Genomic DNA, 24810 nt, shown 5'->3' with positions numbered 1-24810 from the left:
GTCCACCGTTTCATCCACAGGGACGACCCTGATTCCGAACCTGGAAAATCCCTGGATCCCGGGGTTTTCGGAGGCCGCCGGCCAGACTCTCCACAGGTCGGACGTTACGGCGGGCCTCCGACATCGGATCCGCCTGTGGAGAGCCGATCCGGGCGTGTCGCGGCGTGTCGCGAGGCATCCGTCCCCTCCTGCCTGTCGCGGGCGCCTCGCGGACGCGACCACCCGCGATAACGTGGAGCCGTGGCGGGCTACCGGGATCTTCTTCGCACGCCGGGCGTCGGGCGCATCATCGCCGCACAGCTCACCGCGCGGTTCCCGAACGGTATGACGAGCCTCGCGATCCTGCTGCACATCGAGTACGTGACCGGCTCGTACGGCGCTGCCGGGCTCGTGCTGGCCGCGGCCTCGATCGGGCAGGCGATCGCCGGGCCGGTGACCAGCCGCTGGATGGGCCGATGGGGCATGCGCCCCGTCATCACCACCACGCTCGCGGTGTGCGCCGTCTCGATCACCGCGATCGCGCTGCTTCAGCTGCCGCTCCCCGGGTACATGGCCCTCGGCTTCGTCAGCGGCCTCTCGACACCGCCGATCCAGTCCGCGGCGCGCACCATCTACCCGAAGCTCGTCACCTCGAAGCAGCTGACCCCGCTGTTCTCGCTCGACGCGTCGCTGCAGGAGATCATCTGGATCGTCGCGCCCGTCGTGATCACCCTGGTCGCGACGCAGGTCGGCACGGTCCAGGCCCTGCTGCTCATCGTCGTCATCCTGATCGCAGGCGGATCCTGGTTCATCCTCTCCCCCGAGGTGGGGCGCGTGCGGATCCCGCGCAGCCGCCGCAGCATCGGCAAGGTGCTCACCAAGGCTCCCGTGCTGCTGGCGACCGTGGTCGGCTTCCTCCTCATCGGCGCCTGCGCGGCGGTCGAGGCCGGCGTGGTCGCCACGTTCGACCACGGCGGACTCGAGGCCGGCATCGTGCTCGCCCTGTTCTCGGTCGGGAGTCTCGCGGGCGGCCTGTCGTTCGGGCACCTGCCGATCGGTCCCTGGGCCATGGCGCGGCGCCTGGCGATCGTGACCGTCGGGCTCGCCCTCACCATCGTCTCGCTCAACGTGTTCTGGCTCGGCGGCACGCTCGTGCTCGCCGGCATCGGCATCGCTCCCGCCCTGGCCGTGCTGTTCGCGATGACCTCCGCGAGCGTCAAGTTCAGCGACACGGCCGAGGCATTCGGATGGGTCGGCACCGGTCAGCTCATCGGCGCCGCCGCCGGCTCGGCGATCGCCGGCTTCCTGATCGACGACCTCGGCCCAACCGGCGCGTACATCGCCGCGACCGTGTTCGCCGCGGTCGGTCTGCTCGTGGCCATCGTGTTCGCCAAGGGATTCCCCGACCTGCGCGGCCGTGACGCCGCCCCCATCCCCGACACCGAGCCGGTCCCCATCGTCACCTGAGAACGGCATAGCCGGGCCATAGCGGGCGCAAAGGCCGGGGGTGTGTCGTAGTCGTCATGAGACAAGACGACAGCCCCTGGACCGACGCCGACGGCCGGGTCATCGACGAGGACCACCGAGGCCTCGTCTACGACATCCGTACGCTCATCGACCGCCGCCGGGCGCTCGGCATCTTCGGCGGCGTGGCGCTCACGAGCCTGCTCACCGCCTGCGGTGTGAAGACCGACGCGGACGCCACGGCCGGTGCCGCCTCGCCGGCCTCAGGGACCCCGACGCCCTCCGCGAGCGCGACGGCCGAGGCATCGGCTCCCCTCGACGAGGTCCCCGACGAGACCGGAGGTCCCTACCCGGGCGACGGGTCGAACGGTGTGAACGTGCTCGACGACTCCGGGATCGTGCGCACGGACATCCGCTCGAGCTTCGGCTCGTCGACGACGGTGGCGCAGGGCGTGCCGCTCACGATCGCGCTGACCGTGCGGGATGCCACAACCGGGGCAGCCCTGGCGGGACGCGGTGTGTACCTGTGGCACTGCGACCGCGATGGCGGCTACTCCCTCTACAGCCAGGGCGTGGAGGACGAGAACTACCTGCGCGGTGTGCAGGAGACCGATGCCAGCGGCACTGTCACGTTCACGTCGATCTATCCCGCCTGCTACTCGGGCCGCTGGCCCCACATCCACTTCGAGGTCTATGACGACGTCGCGACGGCCGTCGCCTCGGGCCCGATCGTGAAGACGTCGCAGATCGCGCTTCCCGACGAGGCCAACTCGGCGGTCTACGCCACGAGCGGGTACGAGCGCAGTGTTGACAACGCCGCACGGGTGTCGCTGCAGAGCGACAACGTCTTCGCCGACGACGGCGGCATCCACCAGATCGCGACGATGTCGGGATCCGTCGACGACGGCTTTCGGGCGGCGCTCACGATCGGCGTGTGAGAACGCCGGAGCCGGGCCGGAGCGCGCACACAGGTCGCGGGTGTTCTGTGAGCGTCAGAGGATGCGGCGCAGCACCTCGAGGAGCGCGAGGGCGTACGCGTCAGCCGGCTCGGGGAACTCGAACACCAGCACCTCCTCCGGCTCCTCCGCGCGGCGCAGGACGATCTCGACCTCGTACGTGTCGGGCAGGCGCCGCAGCACCCGGAACGAGCCGCCGAGCATCTCGCGGAGCTGACTCTCGTGCGGCAGCCACAGCGCGTCCTCGAGGGCGACGGAATCCAGCGCCCACTCGGTCGTGCCGTTGAAGGCGAGGATGCGTCCCGTCGGGTACTCCCGCGGCTCGATGGTCATCTCGCTCACAGTGAAGACGTCGGCCTCGAACTCCGGCTCATTCAGCTGGAACCGGTCGCCGGACCGCGGACGCCAGACCAGCCCCGCCTCCCGCAGTGCCACTGCCAGTTCCGTCGAGATCATGCCAACCATCATGCCGCGGGATGTCGCACCCCCGGGCCGCTTCTAGGCTGGGGGCCATGCCTGCTCCCGTCACCCTTCCCCGCCTGTCGTGGGGAGATCCCGGTTCTGCGCATCGCGCGCTGCTCGTCCACGGCCTCGGCTCGAACGGCCCGCTGATGTGGCGCTACGGCGTGGCGCTGGCGGAAGCCGGCTGGCACGCCGACGCCGTCGACCTGCGCGGCCACGGGATGGCACCGCGGGCACTCGACTACACGATCGCGGCGTACGCCGCCGACCTGGCCGCGACCGCCCCGGTGGGCGGCGGGCCCTGGGATCTCGTGGTGGCGCACTCGCTGGGCGGCGCCGCAGCCACGGTCGCCGGCGCGGCCGATGCCGGATGGGCGCGGCGGCTCGTCCTCATCGACCCCGCGATCGCCCTGACCGACCGCGACCGGGAGATCGTGCGCGCCAGCCAGGAGGAGTCGTTCGCCGATCCCTCGAAGCGCGCCGTGCGCGACGCCCACCCCCACTGGCACGAGCACGACATCGAGCTCAAGTCGCTGTCGGCGCAGCAGGCCAGCCGGTGGGCGGTGGAGCAGACCAGCGTGCAGAACGCCCACTGGGATGTGACGGATGCCGCGGCCGCCCTCACGGTGCCGACCCACGTGATCGCATCCGACCCGAAGGTCTACAGCATCTTCCGCGGCAAGCCGGCCGAATCGGTGGTGGCGGCGAACCCGCGGATCACGATGTCGGTCGTCGCCGGCGCCGGGCACTCGCCGCACCGCGACAAGCCCGAGGCCACGATCACGCAGCTGATCGCGGCACTCGAGGGCTGAGCCCACTGCACCGGGCTCACTGCACGGGCTCACTGCACCGGGATCTCGACCCCCTGGCCCGCATCGACCACGACGCCGACGAACGCCGGGATCGCGGTCGACAGTGCCTTCTGAAGTTCGTCGACCGGGGGAACCTCGCCGTCGTTCGTGGTGACGTCGACCGTCGCCGTCGCTCCGCTCCAGGTCACGTCGTAGACGCGCGCACCCTTCTCTCCCGCCAGCCAGTCCCCCGTGATCGTCTGGATCGTGACGGACCAGCGCGCGAGAGCGACGGCGGCGATCGAGTTCGCCGCCAGCGGGATGGCGACCACCACCGCGAGCACCGTCACGACGATGTAGGCGCGGCGCCGGTTCGCCGTCGTCGACGAGCCGGGCTCGCGTGCGTAGCCGCCCATCGTGAACACGATGCTGCCGGCGATGACCAGCGCCAGGACGTTGGACAGGAACAGGACGAGCGCCCCCAGTGCGTCTCCCCAGAGCCCCTGGCCCGCACACACCCCGACCACTCCGAGCGGCGGGACGAGCGAGATCGCGATCGCGACGCCGGGGAGCACCGCGCTCAGGTCCTTTCGGCACATCGCGAACCCGCCGGCGAAACCGGTCGCCAGCGCCGCGACCAGATCCATCAGGCTCGGTGAGGTGCGACCCACGACCTGCGAATTGGTGGCGAGGCTCTCCGGCGTGGCGACGAAGGCGGAGAACAGCACGCCGAGCACGACGACGATGACGAGTCCGGTGAGCACCCAGAAGATCGAGCGCAGCACCAGACTCAGGTGGCCCGTCACGATGCCCAGCGCGATCCCGAGGATCGGCGTGCCGAGCGGCGCGATGATCATGGCGCCGATGACCGTGGCGGTCGACTCGGTCAGCACGCCCGCGATCGCGATGACCCCCGAGAGGGTCAGCATGATGAGGAAGCCGGTGCGCTTGCTCGACGTCTCTCCGAACCCGAGGTCGAGCGCATCGTTGAGTTCGCCGACCGTCTGCCGCTTCTGAGGTGGAATGAGGGTCTGGGTGAGACGGGACATGGCTGCTCCTCGGTCGTGCTTGCGATCATCGTGGCACGCGTTCGCGGCGACACCCGGGATCCTGCGCGGGAGAATGGGCGGGTGAGCGACTTCGATCCGACCGCGTACCTTCCCGACGACCTGCTCGAGCGCGTCCGTGAGCGCGCGGCGGTGCACGACCGAGAGAACACCTTCCCCGAGGCGGACCTCGCGGAGCTGCGGGATGCCGGGTACCTCGCGATCCTCGTGCCGTCGGAGCTCGGCGGTGCCGGACTCGGGCTGGCCGAGGCATCCGCTCTCCAGCAGCGACTTGCGGGCGCCGCCCCCGCGACGGCCCTCGCGATCAACATGCACCTGGTCTGGACCGGCGTCGCCAAGGTGCTCGCGGACCGCGGCATCGACGACCTCCGCTTCGTGCAGGACGGCGCCGTGGCCGGCGAGGTGTTCGCATTCGGGATCAGCGAGGCGGGGAACGATCTCGTGCTGTTCGGGAGTGGAACGGATGCCGCGCCTCATGCCGACGGCGGCTACGCCTTCACCGGCACGAAGATCTTCACCTCGCTCGCCCCCGTGTGGACCCAGCTCGGCCTGCACGGCCTGGACACGGCGTCGCCCGACGGTCCGAAGATGGTCTACGCGTTCGTGCCGCGGTCCGAGGAGTCCGCGGGCCGGGTGGTGACGCGCGACGACTGGGACACGCTGGGCATGCGCGGCACGCAGTCGCGGACGACGGAGCTGCACGCCGCGATCGCCCCGGCGGACCGGGTCGCGCGGCGCATCGACCCCGGACCCAACCCCGACCCTCTCGTGTTCGGGATCTTCAGCGTGTTCGAGATCCTGCTCGCGTCGGTGTACACGGGCATCGCCCGGCGGGCCCTCGACCTCGCGGTCGCCGCGGCCGGGAAGCGCACGTCGAAGCGCACCGGCAAGCCGTACAGCCAGGATCCCGACATCCGGTGGCGCATCGCCGGCATGGCGCTCGCGTACGACGCGCTGCCGCCGCAGCTCGAGTCGCTCTCGCGTGACGTCGACGACCTCGCCGACCACGGCGCGCGGTGGTTCTCGCTGCTCGCGGGCCTCAAGCACCGCGCCGTGACGGCCGCCAAGGGCATCGTCGACGACGCCGTGCTCGTGGCCGGCGGCTCGTCCTACTTCTCCTCGAACGAGCTCGGGCGCCTGTACCGCGACGTGCTGGCCGGTCTCTTCCACCCGAGCGATCCCGAATCCGCCCACTCCACCGTCGCGACCGCCTGGCTCGGCCCGGTAGAGGACTGAGTCGCGCGGGGGGCATCCGGCCGGCTAGGCGGACGTGGCTGTGCGCCGAGATCAGGAGATCTGCCGGGCGGATCTCCTGAGCCGGGCTGGGCGCTGTCAGCCGGCGACCGTCGGCGCCGGGTGTGTCGGCCGGAGCATCCTCTGGGCGCCCGACCGCCAGATTTGCCGACGTCAGGAGATCTGCCGGGATCAGGACCGTCTGGGCCGATACGGTCCTGACCCCGGCGGATCTCCTGCGCTCGGGCGGCGAGGCCGGCCGTGTCGTGCCGTCGCGGCGCGGTTCATCGCGGCACTGTCGGCAACGGCGTTCGCGGGCATAGGATCCGGCCAGCAGGTCGAAGACGACCTCCGGGATCACCTCGCCCTCGCAGGGCCTCACAGAACCGAGTTTCTGATGTCAGTGAATCCCTTCGGCGCGCCCTCGCGCGCCTTGCCCACCCTCGGGGTCGCGCTCACCGCGGCGGCCGCCCTGATCGCGACAACGCTGTGCACGCCGCTCGCCGCGGCGGCCGCTCCGATGTCGGACGCGCCCCGCGACGCCCGCACCATCACTCAGGTCGACGTCTTCGAGAGCGATGACGACGCGGACGGCGTGATCGACAGTCGATCCACGACCACCGTCGTGATCGACTCCAAGGGTCGGTTGCTCTCGCTCCGCGCCGACAACGACATAGATGCCGACGGCGTCATCGACGACGCGCTGGTCGAGACCTACAGCTACGACCATCGCGGTCGCCCGGTGCTCGCTGTGCGAGAGACATTCGAAGGCGCTGATCCCTTCCCGGTCAGTCGCGTCACGATCCAGGGCGAATACGCGAAGAGCGGCGAGCTTTTCCGCCTCACCGAGCGCGTCGACAGCGACGCCGACGGTGTCGTGGACACGACATCGGTCAGCGAGACGACGTGGGGGAAGAAGCCGACGTCTGTGACCGAGACCTGGCACACGGACGCGGACAATGACGGCGAAGCGGACGACGTGTTCGCAACCTACTCGGAGTACGACCACCGCGGGAACCACGTGCTCCAGCGATCGACGACCGATCTCGACGACGACGGGGTGATCGACGAGCGCTTCGAATCGAGCTACACGTACTCCAAGTCGGGTGCGCTGCTCACCGAACACGCCACGGTGTCGATCGAAGGCAACGAGTGGACGACTGACACCGTTTGGTCGTATGGGAGCCGGGATGTCGTGCTCGGTTACACAATCGTCGAGTCGAGCGGCAACGTCGTCTCGGTATCGATCGGGTACGACGACCAGGGCCGGATCGTCCGGATCAGCGAGACGTCGGACTGGGAGGGTGACGGCATCGTCGACTTCACCTACGTCGAGTCATCAACGTGGGGAGATGGCGACCTTCTGCTTTCGTCGGTCGTGGAGACCGGCCTGGACCTTGCAGGGGCGAGTCCGCTCTACGAAAGGACGACGATGACCTTCACCCATGACGAGGAAGGACGCCAGGTGTCATGGGTCTACGACACCGACACCGGGGCCGACGGAACTCTCGACAGCCGCTCTGAGTGGTGGAGCACCTGGGAGGACGGGCTGCCTGTGTCGGACCTGACCACCACTGACGGCGACGGCGACGGAGACGTGGACAGGAGCACGCTCAACACGTATGGCTACGACGAGAACGGCAACCTGATTCAGGTGATCACGGAGGCGGACGACGACGGCGACGGCGTCGTCGACAGCCGTCAGACCTACACCCGGACGACGATCGGCTGACGAGAGTCCGCCTGGCGGCTGCCGCTCTCCGCGGTGCGGCAGCCGCCGGGATCAGGAGATCTGCCGGACTCAGGACGGTTTCGGCCCAATCCGTCCTGACTCGGGCGAATCTCCTGAACTGGGCCGCCATCGCCCCGGATCGGCCGCACCCCCAGCACCCGCTGCATCCCCCGGCCGCGTCGTCTCGAACGTGCCGGGATCAGGAGATCTGCCGCAGTCAGGACGAATCCGGCCCAATCCGTCCTGACTCGGGCGAATCACCTGACTCGGGCCGCCACGGCACCGAACTCCACCCCGCCCAAGCCCCCGGCGCAACCGCGAACGCACCACCTCGCACGACGCACGACCCGGGCGCAACCCCGGGCCGCGTCACGTGCGCCGTGCGAGGATGACGGCATGGCGCGCACCCCCACGGCCCTGTTGAGCCCCGCAGACCAGGAGCGGCGGCGCGGGCTGCGGGTGATGAAGGGCGTCGCCCTCGGCGGCCTGGTCTTCATGGCCGTGCTGTTCGTCGTCGCCTTCGCGTTCCAGGACCAGTATCCGACCCTCGCCTACGTGCGGGCGTTCGCGGAGGGCGGCATGGTCGGTGCGCTCGCCGACTGGTTCGCCGTCACGGCCCTGTTCCGGCATCCGCTCGGCATCCCCATCCCCCACACCGCGATCATCCCGAACCGCAAGGACGAGATCGGCCGCACCCTGGGCGAGTTCGTCGAGACCGAGTTCCTGCGGGGCGACGTCGTGCGCACCAAGCTCGAGGCGACCGCGATCGCCGCGCGGCTCGGCGAGTGGATCCGCGAACCCGCGCATGCCGAGCGGGTGGCGGCCGAGGTATCCGTCATGGTCTCCGGTGTGCTGGCGGCGCTGAGCGACGACGACGTCCAGACCGTCATCGAGGACCTCGCCCGCGAGCACCTCATCGCGCCGGAGTGGGGACCCCCGCTCGGCGCGTGGCTCGGTCGCATCGTCGAGTCCGGCGCCCACCACGGCGCGGTCGACCTCGGCATCGACAGCATCGCGGCGTGGCTCGAGGCCAACCAGGCCGCGTTCACGGGGCTCGTGTCGCGGCGCCTTCCGTCGTGGATGCCCTCGGTGGCGCAGCGGCTCGTCGACGACACGGCGTACAACGAAGCGGTGAAGTTCGTCGCCGCCGTGCGGAACGATCCCGGGCATCAGGCGCGGGGCGCGATCGACGGCTATCTCGTGCGCCTCTCCGAGAACCTGCAGCACGATCCCACCACGATCGGCCGATTCGAGGACGCCAAGTCGACGGTGTTCGACAGCCCCCGCGTGCGGGAACTCGCCGCCGAGGCCTGGAACACCGCCAAGGCGGGGCTGCTCACGGCCCTTGCCGACCCCGAGAGCGGCCTGCGCCGGCGGGGCGCGACGGCGCTGGCCGAGATCGGCGATCGATTGACGACGGATGCCGCGCTCCAGCGCCGCGTGGACTCCTGGGTCACCGATGCCGCCGTCTTCCTCGTCGACCGCTACCGGCACGACATCGCCTCGATCATCACCGACACCGTCGAGCACTGGGACCCGGTCGAGACGACCGAGAAGATCGAGCTCATGGTCGGACGCGACCTGCAGTACATCCGGCTGAACGGCACGGTGGTCGGTGCACTGGCGGGACTGGCGATCTACTCCCTCGCGCAGGCGTTCCTCGGCTGACCCGCGCCCAGACCCACAGACGCCCCGACGCGCTAGCCTGAACCCGTGGCCGCCGACGAGCTCCTCTTCAGCTACGGGACGCTCCAGAACCCGGAAGTGCAGCTCGACACGTTCGGTCGGCTGCTCGACGCCGAGGACGACGTGCTCCCCGGCTACACGGTGGACTACGCCGAGATCGCCGATCCGAGGGTCGTCGATCTCTCCGGCCTCTCCGTGCATCCGATCGTCCGCGAGACGTCCAACCCGCTCGACAAGGTCGTGGGCAAGGCGCTGTGGGTGACCGAGGAAGAGCTCGAGGCATCCGACGAGTACGAGGTCTCGATGTACCGCCGCACCTCCGTGGTGCTCGCCAGCGGACGAGCCGCCTGGGTGTACGTCTCAGCCTGACCGCCGAACCTCCGTGACGCTCGCCAGCGGACGCGCCGCCTGGGTGTACGTCTCAGCCTGAACGGTCGGGCCGCGCCGGCGGCTGATCCACCCTGCGCGTGGGTGTACGTCTCAGCCTGAACGGTCGGGCCGCGCCGGCGGCTGATCCACCCTGCGCGTGGGTGTACGTCTCGGCCTGAACGGCCGGGCCGTGCCGGCGGCTGATCCACCCCGCGCGTGGGTGTACGTCTCGGCGTGAACCGCCCCGTGCCGCACCGGCGGCTGATCCACTCTGCGCGTGGGTGTACGTCTCGGCCTGAGCCCCCGACCGGAGTAGCGTCGACCGCGTGACGCTCTCGCACGATCCCCTGTGGCCCCGCGCCGGCGGCTGGCCCGCTCCGCACGACGAGGCGGGACGGTGGGATGCCGTGGTCCTGGGCGTCCCCGCCTGGCGGACCTCGCTCTCCCCCACCGGTGCCCACGCCACTCCGGCCGCGGTGCGCGAAGCGCTCCGCCGGTACAGCCCTACGCTGCTCGGACCTCCGCCGATCGACCTGACCGAGACGCTCCGGATCGCCGACGCCGGTGACATCCCCTCGCCCGACGGGCCCGAGGGCGAGGCATCCGTCCGCTCCGCCGTGCGCGAGCTCAGCGCGACCTCGCGGCTCGTCATCGCACTGGGCGGCGACAACTCGGCGACCTACGCGGTCGCCCAGGGCGCCGGAGCCGGAGGCCTGATCACGATCGACGCGCACTTCGACCTGCGCGACGGCATCTCCAACGGCTCGCCGGTGCGCCGCCTCGTCGCGGACGGCCTCGATCCCCGGCGGATCGTGCAGCTCGGCATCGCCGACTTCGCCAACTCGACGGCCTACGCCCAGCGTGCCGCCGACCTCGGGATCACCGTGGTGAGTCTGGACGACGTGCGACGGCGCGGCGCGGCCGACGTCATGGCGCAGGCGCTCGAGATCGCGGGGGCCGGCGACGGCGGCATCCACCTCGACATCGACGTGGACGTGTGCGACCGCTCGGTGGCTCCCGGATGCCCGGCGTCGGTGCCCGGCGGCCTGGCGGCCTGGGAGCTGCGCGCCCTGGTGCGGGCCGCGGCATCCGATTCCCGCCTCCGCAGCGCCGACATCGTCGAGGTCGATGCGACCGCCGACGCCCCCGACGGACGAACCGTGCGCCTCGCGGCGCTGTGCGTGCTGGAGCTCCTGGCCGGCGTGGCGGCGACGGCATGATCCGCCTCGCGCTCGTGCGGCACGCGAAGTCGGACTGGGGCGACGCGTCGCTGCCTGATCACGACCGGCCGCTCAACGACCGGGGTCGCCGGGATGCTCCGCGCATGGCGGCCCGGCTGGCGGAGTCGGGGTTCCGGCCCGACGTGATCCTCTCGAGCACCGCAGTGCGAGCGCGCACGACGGCCGGGTTCTTCAGCAAGGAGTTCGGCACCGCGATCGATCTGCAGGAGACGCTTTACGGCGCGCCGGCGTCGGTGCTGCTGCGCGCGGCCGCCGAGTCGGGAGCGACCGCGGCGATGGTCGTCGCCCACGATCCCGGCATGAGCGAGCTGGCGGAGCAGCTCTCGGGCGGCGGGATCGCGCACATGCCGACCTGCGCCGTCGCCACCTTCGCGTGGGACGCCGACGAGTGGGAGGTCGCGACCGCCCTCGACCCCGACGACTGGACCCTCGACACGCCGCGCTGATCGCCGCCCGCGTATCACCCGCCCGCGGCGTTTCCTCCTTCCCTGCACAACCCTCACTTTGGGGAAAGGGAAGGTACTGCCATGGCCAAGCTGGACATCGCCGAACTCACAACGGCGATCCGAACGAACAACCTCACGTGGGTCGCGAGAGAGAACACGGTCGCGACGCTCTCCGAGGCGACCAAGAAACGGATGCTGGGCGTCGTCGTCGACGAAGCGGCACTGCGGGCCGAGATGGCGCCACGTGCGCTCGTCGGAGCCCCGCCCGCCTTCGACCCCGCCGTCGACTGGCGCAATCGCAACGGCAACCACGTCACACCGCCCAAGGATCAGGGCGGCTGCGGCTCGTGCGTGTCGTTCTGCACCACCGGACTCGTCGAGTCGATGGCGTCGATCGAGAAGGGACAGCGGCTCGACCTCTCCGAGGCCGACCTGCACTTCTGCTCGAACCACGGGGCGAACTGCGGTGGCTGGTGGCCGTCGCAGGCACTCGACGAGATCAAGGCCCGCGGCATCCCCGATGAAGCGGCCTTCCCGTACTCGACGGCCTTCACCGGCGCCGACGGGGCGCCGGTCTGCAAGCTGGTCCCCGACCGCGACAAGCGAGCGGTGAAGATCACGTCGTGGAACGCGCTCACGAGCGCCGCCGAGCGGAAGAACCACCTCTCCACCAAGGGGCCCGTGTCGGCCGTGATCGAGGTCTACGACGACTTCTTCTACTACTCCAGCGGCGTCTACCGTCACACGACGGGCGGACTCGCGGGCCTCCACTGCGTGCTGGTCATCGGATACTCCGAGGCCGAGCAGGCGTGGCTCGTGAAGAACAGCTGGGGCACCGCGTGGGGCGACGGCGGCTACGTCAAGATCGCCTACGGCGAGATCGGCATCGACACCACCTATCCGTTCCACGGTGCGCAGGGGGTCAAGATCCCGGGCACGCAGTTCAGCGGCTGGGAGGACCTCGGCGGCATCATCACGTCGCGGCCCCAGGCCGAGTCGTGGGGTCCGAACCGCATCGACGTCGTCGCGCGCGGGACGGACTCGGCGGTCTGGCACCGCTGGTGGGACGGCTCGTCGTGGAAGGGGTGGGAGAGCCTGGGCGGAACCATCCAGGACGGCCCGGCGATCAGCAGCTGGGGCTCCGGGCGCCTCGACCTCTTCGGGATCGGCACGGACCACAAGCTGTACCACAAGTGGTTCCAGGGCGGCTGGAGCGGCTGGGAGAGCCTCGGCGGCTTCCTCACGTCGGAGCCTGCGGCGGTCTCGTGGGGCCCGAACCGCATCGACGTCTTCGCCCGCGGCGGCGACTACGCGCTGTGGCACCTGTGGTGGGACGGCACGGCGTGGCGCGGCTGGGAGCGCCTGGGCGGCTACATCACGTCGGCTCCGACGGTCGCATCGTGGGGCCCGAACCGGCTCGACGTGTTCGCGGCCGGCGGCGACTCGGCGATGTGGCACCTCTGGTGGGACGGCACCGCGTGGCGCGGCTGGGAGAGCCTCGGCGGCGTCATCACCGAAGCCCCCGGCGCTGTGTCGTGGGGACCGAACCGCGTCGATGTGTTCGCGCGGGGAACCGACTCGCACATGTGGCACAAGGCCTGGAACGGCAGCGCATGGGTCGACTGGCAGGACCTCGGAGGTATCCTCAGCTCAGGTGTCGGCGCGAGCTCGTGGGCCGAGAACCGGATCGACACGTTCGTGATGGGCACCGACAGCCACATGTACCACAAGTGGACCGTCTGACCGGGAGCACGCCATGGAGCACGTCACCACCGCCGTAGGTCAGCTCCTGCGCATCGCGCTCGAGTCCTTCGGCGGCGCGGGATACGAGTGGCGGCTCCGTGATCCGGTGCCCGGCCTCCAGCTCGAGACTCGCGAGAGCCTCCCGCCGGAGGCCGGGTCGCCTCCCGGCTCACCACACCAAGTGGTGTTCACGTTCGTCGCCGAGGAGCCCGGCATCTACGACGTCATGTTCGTGCTGCAGCGGCCCTGGGAGGCGGAAGCTCTCAAGGAGACCGCCTACGTCGTCGAGGTGGAGGAGGACTAGAGCGCCGCGCCGTCCTTCCACACCCGGAAGACCAGCGGCACACCCGGACGGTAGGCCAGGTGCACCCGAGTGGGCGCGTCGAGGAGCACGAGGTCGGCCCTCATCCCCGGCGCGATCGCACCGATGTCGTCGCGTCGCAGCGCCCGCGCACCCCCGGCGGTCGCTGCCCACACCGCCTCGGCGGGAGTCATTCCCATCTCGCGCACGGCCAGGGCGATCATGAGCGGCATCGAGCTCGTGAAGCTGGAACCCGGGTTGCAGTCGCTCGCCAGGGCCACCGTGACGCCGGCATCGATCAGCCGACGCGCGTCGGGATACGGCTGCCGGGTCGAGAACTCCACGCCGGGCAGCAGCGTCGCGACGGTGTCCGAGCCGGCGAGGGCGGCGACATCCGAGTCCTCGAGATACGTGCAGTGATCGACGGATGCCGCGCCCGCCGCCACCGCGAGCCGCACGCCCTCGCCCGGGCCGAGCTGGTTCCCGTGCACCCGCGGCAGCAGGCCGTGCGCGACGCCGGCCGCCAGGATGCGCCGGCTCTCGTCCGGGGTGAACGCCCCGCGTTCGCAGAAGACGTCGATCCAGCGGCTGTGCGCGGCGCACGCCTGCAGCATCTCCCCCACGACCAGCTCGACGTACTCGTCGCGCCGGTCGGAGTACTCCGCCGGCACGACGTGGGCACCGAGGAACGTGACCTCGGGAGTGACCTCGGCGGCGAGCCGCGCGAGGCGCGCTTCGTCGTGCACCGTCAGGCCGTACCCGGTCTTGACTTCGAACGTCGTCGTGCCCTGGGCATGCAGCTCGGCGACGAACCCGGCGAGACGGGCACGGAGCTCATCGTCGCCGGCGCCGCGGGTCGCGGCCACCGTCCGTCGTATGCCGCCCGCGGCATAGGGCGTGCCGGTCATGCGCGCCTCGAACTCGTCGGCCCGGTCGCCGCCGAACACGAGGTGGGTATGGCTGTCCACGAAGCCGGGGATGACGGCCCGTCCGCCGGCATCGACGACCTCGACCGATGCTGCATCGTCGGGCGAGGCATCCGCTGAAACATGACCTTCCGCCCCGGAAACGGTGCGGCGCCGCGTTTCCGAGCCGATTCGGTGTGTCTCAGCGTCGGCCGCGGACCCGACCCAGACGACGCGAGAGCCCTCGAGGAGCACGGCGGCGTCGAGCTTGGTGCCACAGGCGTCACCGTCGCGTGCGACGTTGGTCGTCAGCTCGCCGATGTTCGTGATCAGCGTCGTCATGGTGGCTCCTGCCTCGGGCGTCGGCGGTCCGGCTCGGGCGTCAGCGGTCCAGCATCGGCACGTTGAGGCCACGCTCGCGCGCGATCTCCTTGGCCCGGTCATAGCCGGCGTCGACGTGCCGCATGACCCCGGTGCCCGGATCGTTGGTGAGCACCCGCTCGAGCTTCTCGGCGGCGAGGGCCGTGCCGTCGGCGACGGTGACCTGACCGGCATGGATGCTGCGGCCGATGCCGACGCCGCCGCCGTGGTGGATCGACACCCACGACGCCCCGCTCGAGGTGTTGAGGAGCGCGTTCAGGAGCGGCCAGTCCGCGATCGCGTCGGAACCGTCGGCCATCGCCTCGGTCTCGCGGTACGGGCTGGCGACCGATCCGGAGTCCAGGTGGTCGCGGCCGATCACGATCGGCGCGGACAGCTCGCCCGACGCCACCATCTCGTTGAACTTGAGGCCCGCGAGGTGGCGCTCCTTGTAGCCGAGCCAGCAGATCCGGGCGGGAAGGCCCTCGAAGTGCACGGTCTCGCCGGCCTTGTCGAGCCACCGCACGAGCCCGGCGTCATCGGGGAAGAGCTCTTTGACGGCACGGTCGGTCTTCGCGATGTCCTCGGGGTCGCCCGAGAGCGCCACCCAGCGGAAGGGTCCGCGTCCCTCGGCGAACTGCGGGCGGATGTAGGCGGGCACGAAGCCGGGGAAGGCGAACGCCCGCTCGAACCCGCCGAGCTCGGCCTCGCGCCGGATGGAGTTGCCGTAGTCGAAGACCTCGGCTCCGGCATCCTGGAACCCGACCATCGCGGCCACGTGCTTCGCCATGCTTCCGCGCGACCGCGCCGTGAACGCCTCGGGATCGCGGTCGGCCTCGGCCTTCCAGTCTTCGAAGGCGATGCCGACGGGCAGGTAGGCCAGCGGGTCGTGGGCGCTCGTCTGGTCGGTGACGACGTCGATGGGCACCTTCCGCAGCAGCAGGTCGCCGAAGACCTCGGCGGCGTTGCCGACGACGCCCACGCTCAGCGCCTCGCCGGCGTCCTTGGCGGCGACGACCCGGGCGATGGCCGCGTCGAGGTCGGTCGTGTACTCGTCGAGGTAGCCGTGCTCGACCCGGCGCGCGAGCCGCGACTCGTCCACGTCGACGATGAGCACCGCCCCGCCGTTGAGGGTCACGGCCAGGGGCTGCGCTCCGCCCATTCCGCCGCAGCCGGCGGTGAGGGTGAGCGTGCCGGAGAGGTCGTCGCGGCCGAGCGACCGTGCGACCGCCGCGAACGTCTCGTACGTGCCCTGGAGGATGCCCTGCGTGCCGATGTAGATCCACGAGCCGGCGGTCATCTGGCCGTACATGGTGAGGCCGAGCTCCTCGAGCTTGCGGAACTCGGGCCACGTCGCCCAGTCGCCGACGAGGTTGGAGTTCGCGATGAGCACCCGCGGCGCCCACTCGTGCGTGCGGAAGACGCCGACCGGCTTGCCCGACTGCACGAGCAGCGTCTCATCGGGTTCGAGTTCGTCGAGCGTGCGCACGATGGCGTCGTACGCCTCCCAGCTACGCGCGGCCTTGCCGGTGCCGCCGTAGACGACGAGGTCCTCGGGGTGCTCGGCGACCTCCGGGTCGAGGTTGTTCATGAGCATGCGCTTGGCGGCCTCGGCGCCCCAGCTCTTGGCGGTGCGGACGTTGCCGCGCGCGGCGCGCACGGTGTGGGTCTCGGTCGGGACGGTCATCGTCTCACTCCTTGTTGTCTGGCTGAGGGCTGAGCGCCGTCGCGGCCACAGCGCCCGACGACACGAGCACGGTCACGGCCTCCATGTCGGGCGAGAGGAACCGGTCGGGGCCAGGGCCGCCGGCGACGGTGCGCACGAGGTCGCGCACGGCTCCGGTGGCGCGGCCGGGCTGCAGCGGGGCGCGCAGGTCGAGCGCCCGGGCGCCGGTGAGCACTTCGATCGCGAGCACGCGGGCGAGCCCGTCGATGCCCCGACGGAGCTTGCGTGCCGCCGCCCAGCCCATGGACACATGATCCTCCTGCATCGCGGATGACGGGATCGAGTCGACCGATGCCGGCACCGCGAGCCGCTTGAGCTCGGACACGATCCCGGCGGCGGCGTACTGCGCGATCATGAGCCCCGAGTCGACGCCGACCTCGTGGGCGAGGAACGGCGGCAGCCCGTTGCTGCGACTCTTGTCGAGCGCCCGGTCGGTGCGGCGCTCCGAGATCGAGGCCACATCGGCCACGGCGATCGCGAGGAAGTCGAGGACGTACGCCACGGGCGCGCCGTGGAAGTTGCCGTTGGACTCGACGCGGCCGTCGTCGGTGATGACGGGGTTGTCGACGGCCGAGGCCAGCTCGCGCGCGGCGATGAGCCTGGCGTGCTCGACCGTGTCGCGGGCAGCGCCGTGCACCTGCGGCGAGCAGCGCAGCGAGTACGCGTCCTGCACGCGCGTGCACACGGCGGGGTCGCGGTGCGAGGCGACGATGGGCGAGTCCGCCAGCACGGCCCGCAGGTTCCACGCGGACGCCGCCTGCCCGACCTGGGGACGCAGCGCCTGCAGATCGGCGGCGAAGACCGCGTCGGTGCCGAGCTGCGACTCCACCGACATGGCGGCTGCGACATCAGCCGTGTCGAGCAGCACCGACAGGTCGTGGAGTGCGAGGAGCAGCATCCCGAGCATGCCGTCCGTGCCGTTGATGAGGGCGAGCCCTTCCTTCTCGCGCAGCACGAGAGGGGGAAGGGATGCCGCGGCCAGCGCATCCGCGGCATCGACCTCGACGCCCTCGGCATTGCGCACGGGCCCCTCGCCCATCGCGGCGAGCGCGACGTGCGAGAGCGGAGCGAGGTCGCCCGAGCAGCCCAGCGAACCGTACTCGCGCACGATGGGGGTGATACCGGCGTTGAGCATGCCGGCGTAGGTCTCCACGACGACGGGGCGCACGCCGGTGTGACCGGTGGCCAGGGTCTGCAGCCGCAGGAGCTGCAGCGCGCGCACGACTTCCCGCTCGACCTCGGGACCGGTGCCGGCGGCGTGCGAGCGGATGAGGCTGGCCTGCAGCTGCAGCCGGCGCTCCGGTGCGATGAAGGTGGTGGCGAGCGCGCCGAACCCGGTCGAGATGCCGTAGTGCGGGTCGGGGTCGTCGGCCAGACCTTCGACGAGCGCGCGGGTCGCGACGACGCGAGCGAGGGCCTCAGGCGCGATCTCCACGGTCGCTCCATGGCGTGCGACGGCGACGACATCGTCGGGGTGCAAGGGGGAAGCCCCCACGGTGACGGTGGTCATGGCTCGATTCCACACCCCAGGGCTGGCGCCGGACAGCCGGCGGTGCCATCCTGTGTCTGTCATGCCAGACAGTCCGCGGACCCGACCGCAGGTTCCGGCAGCGGATCAGACGCTGCGGATCCTGTCGTTCCTCGCGCACCAGCGCGGTCCGGTGGCAGCGAGCACCATCGCCACGACGCTCGGCATCGCCCGGTCGAGCGTGTACCACCTGCTCGATGCGCTCGAGGCGCACGGGTTCGTGATCCACCTGCCCGCCGAGCGGCGCTGGGGGCTGGGGACGGCGGCCTTCGAACTCGCGGGCGGGTTCTCGCGCCAGCAGCCGCTTGCGCGTCTGGGCCGCCCGCTCGTTGCCGCGCTGGCCGACCGGGCCGGCGAGAGCGCGCACCTCGCCGTGATGACCGGACGTGATGTGCTCTACATCGTCGAGGAGCGCGCCCCGCGACGCCCGGCGCTCGTGACCGACGTCGGCGTGCGGCTGCCGGCGCATCTGACGGCGACCGGCCGCGCGATGCTCGCGGTGCTGCCGCGCGAGCAGGTGCGGGCGCTGTATCCGGATGCCTCGGCCTTCGCCGATCGCACCGGCCGGGGTCCGTCGGGTCCGTCCGAGCTGCGAGAGGTGCTGCGCGAAGTTCGCGCGCGGGGCTTCGCGACCGAGGACGGCGAGGTCACGCTCGGGCTCCGGTCGGTCGGCGTCGCGGTGCGGGACCACGCGGGATGGCCCGCGGCGGCGATCGCACTGACCTGGCCGACGGATGCCGAGCGCGATGCGGAGTCGCTGGCGGCGCTCATCCGGGATGCCGCGACCGAACTCGAGCGCCGAATCGGACGTACCTGAGCACGGGGCTCACACGGCAGCGGTCAGTCGACCTTCGCCACGGTGCCGCCCGTCAGCCGCACGAGTTCGGCGTAGGTCAGTGGGAACAGGGTGTGGGGCGTGCCGCCGGCCGCCCAGACCTCGTCGAACGCGGCGAGGTCCTGATCGACCACGGTCGTGAGGGGCGCCGGATGCCCCGTCGGAGCCACGCCGCCGATGGCCTGGCCCGTGGCATCCCGCACCTGCTCGGGGGTGGCTCGCTGGATCTTCTGGCGGCCGAGACGCTCGGCGAGCGCGGCGGTGTCGACGCGGTGCGCGCCGCTGGTCATGACGAGCAGGGGCTCGCCGTCGCACCAGAAGACGAGGCTGTTCGCGATCGCGCCCACCTCCACCCCGAGGGCGGCCGCGGCGAGCGCGGCGGTGGACGCGGCATCCGGGAGCATGATGATCTCGCCCGAGATGCCGGCCCCGCGGAGGGAGTCGTGCACGAGGCGGCTGCGGGCGGGCAGGTCGTGGGGTGCGGTCACCGGTCGAGCCTAGCGACGGGCGTCAGCCACGAGCGAGGATCTCGGCGTGCGGCATCAGCAGCCACCCGTCGGGTGACGCCGCCCACTCCCGCCACCCAGCGGCCATGCGCTCGAGCGCCGCCCGATCGGCGAACCCGAGCGAGAGCGCGTGCTCGGCGAACTGCGACTCGACGGCACGCACCGCCCACGACCCGCCCCACCATTCGCGGTCCGCCGCATCCTCGAACAGCCAGGTCGACACGGACGACGTGATCTCGGCGAAGCCCGCGGCGCGCGCCCACGCCTTCAGCCGCCGACCCGCCGCCGGCTCGCCGCTCACGGCGCGGTGCACCCGCAGGTACACGTCGCGCCACTCGTCCAGCGCGGGCACGAGCGGGTACCAGATCACCCCTTCGTAATCGACGTCGCGGGCCGCCACGACGCCGTCGGGGCGCACAACACGGCGGAACTCCCGCAGCGCGTCGGACGGCCGCTCGAGATGCTGCAGCACCTGGTGGGCGTGCACCACGTCGACGCTGTCGTCGGCCGCGGCGAGCGCGTACGCATCGCCGACCTCGAACGTGATGTGGCCCAGTCCGCGCTCCGCCGCGTAGGCCGTCGCCTTCTGGACGATCTCGGGCGAGGCGTCGATTCCCGTCACCTGTCCCGGCGCGACGAGGTCGGCCAGGTCGGCCGTGATGGTCCCGGGGCCTGCGCCGACGTCGAGCACTCGCTGACCCGGACGCAGGAACGGCAGCAGGTAGGCGGCGGAGTTCTGGGCGGTGCGCCACTCGTGCGAGCGCAGCACGCTCTCGTGGTGGCCGTGCGTGTACGGGGTTGCCATGCCGCGAGACTACCGAAGGCTGAGCACAGTGCTGGCCCGTGCGCCTTGCTGGACCGCGCGGCCTGTCAGTCTGCTCCCTTGCGCGGCGGCCGGTTGAACACTTCGCCTGATGGTGGTGCAATGGTCACGGATGCCGCAACGGCGCGGCGTCCGCAGCGCACTGCCCACAAGGCCCGCCGAAGGAAGAACCGCGATGACGCACACTCTGCCCCTGCCCGATTTCACGCACGAGCGCGTGGAGGTGATCACCGGCCGGCGGAGCGGACTGTTCATCACGGTCGCGCTGCACTCCTCCGTCCTCGGCTCCGCTCTGGGCGGCGCCCGTCTGTGGACCTACCCGCACTGGAGCGACGCACTGGGCGACGCCCTGCGCCTCTCGGCGGCGATGACGCTCAAGAACGCGGCGGCCGGGCTCGACGCCGGTGGCGGCAAGTCCGTGATCGCGCTCCCCCCGGGCACGGTGCTCGACGCCGAGCGCCGCCGCGAGGCGTTCCTCGATCTCGGCGACGCCGTCGAGTCGCTGCACGGCTTGTACCGCACCGCCGAGGATGTGGGCTCGACCACTGAGGACATGCTCGTGGTCAGCGAGCGCACCGAGCACGTCGTGGGCCTTCCCGACGCCGTGGGCGGCTCGGGCGAGCCCGCCGGTCCGACGAGCCTCGGCGTGTACGAGTCGCTCCGCGCGACGCTGGAGCGCGTGACCGGATCTGCCGGGATGGACGGTCGCCGCATCACGATCTCGGGCCTGGGCCAGGTCGGCAGCCGCCTCGCCGTGCGTTTGGCCGCGGAGGGGGCGAAGCTCACCGTCACCGACGTCAACCCGGCCAAGCGCGACCTGGCGCTCGAGCTCGGCGCCGAGTGGAGTGCCCCGGGCGAGGAGCACCTGGTGAACGCCGACGTGTTCGTGCCCGCCGGTATCGGCGGTCTCCTCACCGACGACATCATCGACGCGCTCGACGCCAAGGCTGTCTGCGGCCCGGCGAACAACCCCCTCGCCGAGCGGGCCGGCGCCGAGCGACTGGCGCAGCGCGGCATCCTGTACGCCCCCGACTTCGTGGTGAACGCGGGCGGTGTCATCTACCTCGACCTCGAGGCGAAGAAGCTCGGCACCCGCACCGAGATCATGGACCGCGTCGCGCACATCGGCGACACCGTCCGGCGCATCTTCGACGAGGCCGAGACGCGCGGCATGACGCCGCTCGAGGCCGCCGAGGGACTCGCCGCCGAGCGCCTCGCCGCGGGCGCACAGCGCCACGCGCTGGCGGTGTAAGCGGTCGAAAGAGCCCCGGCTCGGAGTGGCACGCGGTCCCGTCTGCGGCGGAATCGCGTGCCACGACGCCGGTTCGGGTGGCAGGATGTGAGTCGGCGCAGCGTCGCGCCGACGATCGAAGGAGATCCGGTGTTCACCAGTGCCTACCCCGATGTCGACATCCCCGCCCTGAGCGTCTACGACTACCTGTTCGGCAGCCTCGAGGGCGATGATCTCGGCAAGGTCGCGCTCATCGATCCGGCGACCGGCGCCGAGACGACCTACGGGGTGCTGCGGGCGCAGATCGACGCGTTCGCCGGCGCGCTGGCTGCGCGCGGGGTCGGACCCGGCGCCGCCGAGGGCGAGCAGACCGTGCTCGGGCTCCTCTGCCCGAACGTCCCGGCGTTCGCGACGGTGTTCCACGGCATCCTCCGTGCGGGCGCGACGGTGACCACGATCAACTCGCTCTACACACCCGGCGAGATCGAGAAGCAGCTGCGGGATGCCGGGGCCACTTGGCTCATCACGGTGAGCCCGCTCCTCCCCCAGGCCGTCGCTGCGGCTGAGGCAGTCGGCATCCCGCACGATCGCGTCATCGTGCTCGACGGCGCCGCGGGACACCCCAACCTGCGCGACCTGCTGACCGAGCAGTCGCCGGCGCCCGAGGTCTCGTTCGATCCGGCCACGCACGTCGCGGTGCTGCCCTACTCGTCGGGCACGACGGGCATCCCGAAAGGCGTGATGCTGTCGCATCGGAATCTCGTCGCGAACGTGCAGCAGTGCCGCGTCAACATCGACCTGCGCGAGACCGACCGCGTGCTCGCCGTCCTGCCCTTCTTCCACATCTACGGCATGACGGTGCTGCTGAATCTGGCGCTGCGTCAGCGGGCCAGCCTCGTGACGATGCCGAAGTTCGATCTGGTCGAGTTCCTCACGAACATCCAGAAGTTCCAGTGCACGTACCTGTACATCGCGCCGCCGATCGCCGTCGCGCTCGCCAAGCACCCGATCGTCGACCAGTTCGACATCTCGAGCGTGCACACGGTGTTCTCGGGCGCGGCGCCGCTCGACGGCGACACGGCCGAGCTCGCCGGACGGCGCATCAACGCCCGCATGATGCAGGGCTACGGCATGAGCGAGCTCAGCCCGGTCTCGCACGCGATGCCCTTCGAGCGCGACGACATCCCGGTGAGCTCGGTGGGCGTGATGCTGCCGAATGAGGAGTGCAAGCTCATCGACACGGCAACGGGCGAGGAGATCACCGAGGTCGGCGACGACGGCGTGACGCGACCGGGCGAACTGTGGGTCAAGGGCCCGAACGTCATGCTCGGCTACCTCGATCAGCCCGAGGCGACCGCCGAGACGCTCGACGCCGACGGATTCCTCCACACCGGAGACATCGCGGTCTACCACGAGGGCGGCTACTTCTCGATCGTCGATCGGGTGAAGGAGCTGATCAAGTACAAGGGCTACCAGATCGCGCCGGCCGAGCTCGAGGCGCTGCTCCTCGGTCATCCGAAGGTGATGGATGCCGCGGTCATCGGCGTGCTCGACGACGACAAGCAGGAGATCCCCAAGGCCTTCGTCGTCGCCGCCCCCGAGTCTGGCCTCACCGAGGACGAGGTGATGGCGTTCGTCGCCGAGAACGTGGCGCCGCACAAGAAGGTGCGCCGCGTCGAGTTCATCGAGGCGATCCCCAAGTCCACCGCCGGCAAGATCCTGCGCAAGGATCTGCGGGCGCGCGAGGCCTCGACGGTCTGACCCGTGCGGGAACGGATGCCGCGGCCCGCGTGGCCGCGGCATCCGCTCCCCTGCGCACGTTAGGTTGGCGCCATGGACGGGGTGTGGCTCGCCGCGCTGAGCGGCGTGATCGGCGGCGGGACGCTGCTCGTGGGCGCGGCGGTCGCGTGGTTCATCGACATTCCGCAGCGGGTCGTCGCCGGGATCATGGCGCTCGGCGCCGGGGTGCTGATCTCGACGCTCGCGTTCGAGTTGGTGGAGGAGGCCGCCGAGGTCGGCGGGCTGATTCCGACGTCGGTCGGCTTCCTGGTGGGTGCGCTGCTGTACATCGTCGCCGACTGGCTGGTGTCGCGGCCGAAAGCGCCGCGACCGAGCACCCCCGCCAACATCGTCGCCCGTCGCGCGGGTTCGCGGGTGGCCGGTGGCGCGGGCGTGGCGATCGCGATCGGGGCCCTGATCGACGGCATCCCGGAGTCGATCGTGATGGGCCTGTCAGTGTTGCAGGGAGGCATCAGCATCCCGATCGTGGCCGCGATCGCGATCAGCAACTTCCCCGAGGGTCTGGGGTCGACCGCCGCCCTCAAGCGCAGCGGCTCGAGCGGGCGGCGCGTCGCGCTGCTGTGGTCGAGCATCGCGGCGGTCACGGTCGTTGCTGCGGTGCTCGGCTATGTCGCGTTTCAGTCCGCGCCGGTCGGACTCATCGCCCTCATCACCACGATCGCCGCCGGCGGACTGCTGGCGATGGTCTGCAACACGATGATCCCCGAGGCGTTCGACGAGCAGCAGGCGCTCACCGGCCTCTACGCGACGATCGGCTTCTTGGCCGCGTTCCTCCTGCACGAACTAGCGGGCTGACCGGGGTCTCGCTGGGGCCAACATCTCATCGGCATCGGCCCAGGGCCGCACATGGGGCACGATCGTGACATGCCTGGCGAACTCTTCTCCGGACCTCTCGGGCCGATCCATCTTGCTGTTCAGGAGCAGTTGCTCGCATTCGGGGACGACATCGTCCAAGAGTTCACGGCTACGCAGGTGAGCTACGGCGCCGCACGGAAGTTCGCGTGGCTGACTCCCCTCACCAAGACGAAGGCGCTGCTGAATCTCGACCTGTGGGAGCAGCGGAGCGCCCCCATCCTGCGGAGCGTCATCCGGTACCGTGACGACAAATACACGCACCAGATCGAGGTCCGCGATGCGGAGGACATCGACGCGATCGCTGACCTCGGCTGGTTCGACGAAGCCGTGTCCTGGGGCAGGAAGCTCCGATAGCGGGGCGGCGATCGCGGCCGGTCTTCGGGGCGCCGATGGCTCCTCACAACACGGCAACCACGCCCGCGCGGGAGCGCTTGTCCCGGGCTCCTAAGACAGGTCGAGCAGGACTTCGAACGACGCCGGACCGTCGTCTGCGGCGCGCATCACCTCGTGATGTCGCTGGTCGATCTCATGGGTGGAGGCGGCGCCGACGCGCCGGCGCGATCGATGTCGTCGGTCTCCATCGCGTAGACGATGACGGGACCTTCGCTCGTGTCGAGGATGATCGCCGTCTCATGGCGCACGCCCTCGGCGGCGAGGGTCTCGAGCGCCTCCGTGCGCAATGGGCCGTTCACCTCCGCGAGCCACCGCTCGACGGACGCTCGCTTCTCGGGCTTCAGTCGCCGCACGCTCAGTTGGATCACTCGACGATGC

General features: G+C 70.9%; 24 protein-coding genes. 16 read left to right on the top strand and 8 right to left on the bottom strand.

Features of this window, described 5'->3' with window-relative positions; translation table 11 throughout:
• The first annotated feature begins 240 nt into the window (after positions 1–240).
• Together SOM19_RS15825 and SOM19_RS15820 are read left to right on the top strand one after the other, a co-directional pair.
• Positions 241–1446, top strand: coding sequence for an MFS transporter (locus SOM19_RS15825; RefSeq protein WP_320487544.1), 1206 nt, complete (start codon positions 241–243; stop codon positions 1444–1446).
• 56 nt (positions 1447–1502) lie between these two features.
• Entirely contained in the window at positions 1503–2381 is an 879-nt protein-coding gene (locus SOM19_RS15820) for an intradiol ring-cleavage dioxygenase (RefSeq protein WP_320487543.1), read from the top strand.
• Positions 2382–2435: 54 nt separating this feature from the next.
• Here SOM19_RS15820 and SOM19_RS15815 read toward each other — a convergent pair whose 3' ends face one another.
• Positions 2436–2855: a pilus assembly protein CpaE gene (locus SOM19_RS15815; protein WP_320487542.1), complete on the bottom strand. Its 420-nt coding sequence runs from the start codon at positions 2853–2855 to the stop codon at positions 2436–2438.
• A gap of 56 nt (positions 2856–2911) precedes the next feature.
• On the opposite strand from SOM19_RS15815, the gene SOM19_RS15810 reads away from it, so the two are divergent.
• Positions 2912–3673, top strand: coding sequence for an alpha/beta fold hydrolase (locus tag SOM19_RS15810; RefSeq protein ID WP_320487541.1), 762 nt, complete (start codon positions 2912–2914; stop codon positions 3671–3673).
• A 29-nt stretch (positions 3674–3702) separates the two neighbouring features.
• Here the strand turns inward: SOM19_RS15810 and SOM19_RS15805 are convergent, their stop codons facing one another.
• Entirely contained in the window at positions 3703–4701 is a 999-nt protein-coding gene (locus tag SOM19_RS15805; RefSeq protein WP_320487540.1) for a TIGR00341 family protein, read from the bottom strand.
• 81 nt (positions 4702–4782) lie between these two features.
• Between SOM19_RS15805 and SOM19_RS15800 the strand changes: the two genes are divergently transcribed.
• From SOM19_RS15800 to SOM19_RS15765, 8 genes are all read left to right on the top strand, one after another.
• Positions 4783–5955 carry an acyl-CoA dehydrogenase family protein gene (locus SOM19_RS15800; RefSeq protein ID WP_320487539.1) on the top strand — a complete coding sequence of 391 codons (1173 nt, stop codon included), beginning with the start codon at positions 4783–4785 and terminating at the stop codon, positions 5953–5955.
• 394 nt (positions 5956–6349) lie between these two features.
• Positions 6350–7684, top strand: a complete 1335-nt coding sequence (locus tag SOM19_RS15795) for a hypothetical protein (protein ID WP_320487538.1) — start codon at positions 6350–6352, stop codon at positions 7682–7684.
• A 396-nt stretch (positions 7685–8080) separates the two neighbouring features.
• A complete protein-coding gene (locus SOM19_RS15790) occupies positions 8081–9352 on the top strand; it encodes a DUF445 domain-containing protein (RefSeq protein WP_320487537.1) in 1272 nt (423 codons plus the stop codon).
• Between the two features lie 45 nt (positions 9353–9397).
• Positions 9398–9739 (top strand): gamma-glutamylcyclotransferase family protein, encoded by a 342-nt coding sequence (locus SOM19_RS15785; RefSeq protein ID WP_320487536.1) that lies wholly within the window; start codon positions 9398–9400, stop codon positions 9737–9739.
• A 326-nt stretch (positions 9740–10065) separates the two neighbouring features.
• Positions 10066–10959, top strand: coding sequence for an arginase family protein (locus SOM19_RS15780; protein WP_320487535.1), 894 nt, complete (start codon positions 10066–10068; stop codon positions 10957–10959).
• Positions 10956–11426 (top strand): SixA phosphatase family protein, encoded by a 471-nt coding sequence (locus tag SOM19_RS15775; protein ID WP_320487534.1) that lies wholly within the window; start codon positions 10956–10958, stop codon positions 11424–11426. Before SOM19_RS15780 ends, SOM19_RS15775 begins: the two co-directional genes overlap by 4 nt.
• Positions 11427–11507: 81 nt before the next feature.
• On the top strand, positions 11508–13169 hold the full coding sequence (locus SOM19_RS15770) for a DUF8189 domain-containing protein (protein ID WP_320487533.1): 1662 nt from the start codon (positions 11508–11510) through the stop codon (positions 13167–13169).
• A 13-nt stretch (positions 13170–13182) separates the two neighbouring features.
• A complete protein-coding gene (locus SOM19_RS15765) occupies positions 13183–13473 on the top strand; it encodes a protease inhibitor I42 family protein (RefSeq protein ID WP_320487532.1) in 291 nt (96 codons plus the stop codon).
• Here SOM19_RS15765 and hutI read toward each other — a convergent pair.
• The 3 genes from hutI to hutH are packed head-to-tail and all read right to left on the bottom strand — an operon-like array spanning position 13470 to position 17971.
• Positions 13470–14717 (bottom strand): imidazolonepropionase, encoded by a 1248-nt coding sequence (gene hutI / locus SOM19_RS15760; RefSeq protein WP_320487531.1) that lies wholly within the window; start codon positions 14715–14717, stop codon positions 13470–13472. The genes SOM19_RS15765 and hutI overlap by 4 nt on opposite strands.
• A 40-nt stretch (positions 14718–14757) precedes the next feature.
• Positions 14758–16422, bottom strand: coding sequence for a urocanate hydratase (hutU, locus tag SOM19_RS15755; protein ID WP_320487530.1), 1665 nt, complete (start codon positions 16420–16422; stop codon positions 14758–14760).
• A gap of 4 nt (positions 16423–16426) precedes the next feature.
• Positions 16427–17971: a histidine ammonia-lyase gene (gene hutH / locus SOM19_RS15750; protein WP_320487529.1), complete on the bottom strand. Its 1545-nt coding sequence runs from the start codon at positions 17969–17971 to the stop codon at positions 16427–16429.
• Between the two features lie 61 nt (positions 17972–18032).
• Between hutH and SOM19_RS15745 the strand changes: the two genes are divergently transcribed.
• Positions 18033–18806 (top strand): IclR family transcriptional regulator, encoded by a 774-nt coding sequence (locus tag SOM19_RS15745; protein WP_320487528.1) that lies wholly within the window; start codon positions 18033–18035, stop codon positions 18804–18806.
• Between the two features lie 23 nt (positions 18807–18829).
• Here SOM19_RS15745 and SOM19_RS15740 read toward each other — a convergent pair whose 3' ends face one another.
• Together SOM19_RS15740 and SOM19_RS15735 are read right to left on the bottom strand one after the other, a co-directional pair.
• Positions 18830–19312, bottom strand: coding sequence for a YbaK/EbsC family protein (locus SOM19_RS15740; RefSeq protein WP_320487527.1), 483 nt, complete (start codon positions 19310–19312; stop codon positions 18830–18832).
• A 22-nt stretch (positions 19313–19334) separates the two neighbouring features.
• Positions 19335–20135, bottom strand: a complete 801-nt coding sequence (locus tag SOM19_RS15735) for a methyltransferase domain-containing protein (RefSeq protein WP_320487526.1) — start codon at positions 20133–20135, stop codon at positions 19335–19337.
• A gap of 193 nt (positions 20136–20328) precedes the next feature.
• Between SOM19_RS15735 and SOM19_RS15730 the strand changes: the two genes are divergently transcribed.
• The 4 genes from SOM19_RS15730 (at position 20329) to SOM19_RS15715 (ending at position 24393) form a co-directional block, all read left to right on the top strand.
• On the top strand, positions 20329–21405 hold the full coding sequence (locus SOM19_RS15730) for a Glu/Leu/Phe/Val dehydrogenase family protein (RefSeq protein WP_320487525.1): 1077 nt from the start codon (positions 20329–20331) through the stop codon (positions 21403–21405).
• A 129-nt stretch (positions 21406–21534) separates the two neighbouring features.
• Positions 21535–23145, top strand: a complete 1611-nt coding sequence (locus SOM19_RS15725; RefSeq protein WP_320487524.1) for an AMP-binding protein — start codon at positions 21535–21537, stop codon at positions 23143–23145.
• A gap of 72 nt (positions 23146–23217) precedes the next feature.
• Positions 23218–23979 carry a ZIP family metal transporter gene (locus SOM19_RS15720; protein ID WP_320487523.1) on the top strand — a complete coding sequence of 254 codons (762 nt, stop codon included), beginning with the start codon at positions 23218–23220 and terminating at the stop codon, positions 23977–23979.
• Positions 23980–24048: 69 nt separating this feature from the next.
• Positions 24049–24393 carry a DUF5655 domain-containing protein gene (locus tag SOM19_RS15715; protein ID WP_320487522.1) on the top strand — a complete coding sequence of 115 codons (345 nt, stop codon included), beginning with the start codon at positions 24049–24051 and terminating at the stop codon, positions 24391–24393.
• A gap of 146 nt (positions 24394–24539) precedes the next feature.
• On the opposite strand, the gene SOM19_RS15710 is transcribed toward SOM19_RS15715, so the two are convergent.
• On the bottom strand, positions 24540–24800 hold the full coding sequence (locus SOM19_RS15710) for a DUF6176 family protein (protein WP_320487521.1): 261 nt from the start codon (positions 24798–24800) through the stop codon (positions 24540–24542).
• Positions 24801–24810 lie beyond the last annotated feature (10 nt).

This window comes from Microbacterium sp. CFBP9034, assembly GCF_034045255.1.
GTDB lineage: Bacteria > Actinomycetota > Actinomycetes > Actinomycetales > Microbacteriaceae > Microbacterium.
Note: the sequence above shows the minus strand (reverse complement) of the source record. Positions and strands in the feature narration are given on the sequence as shown.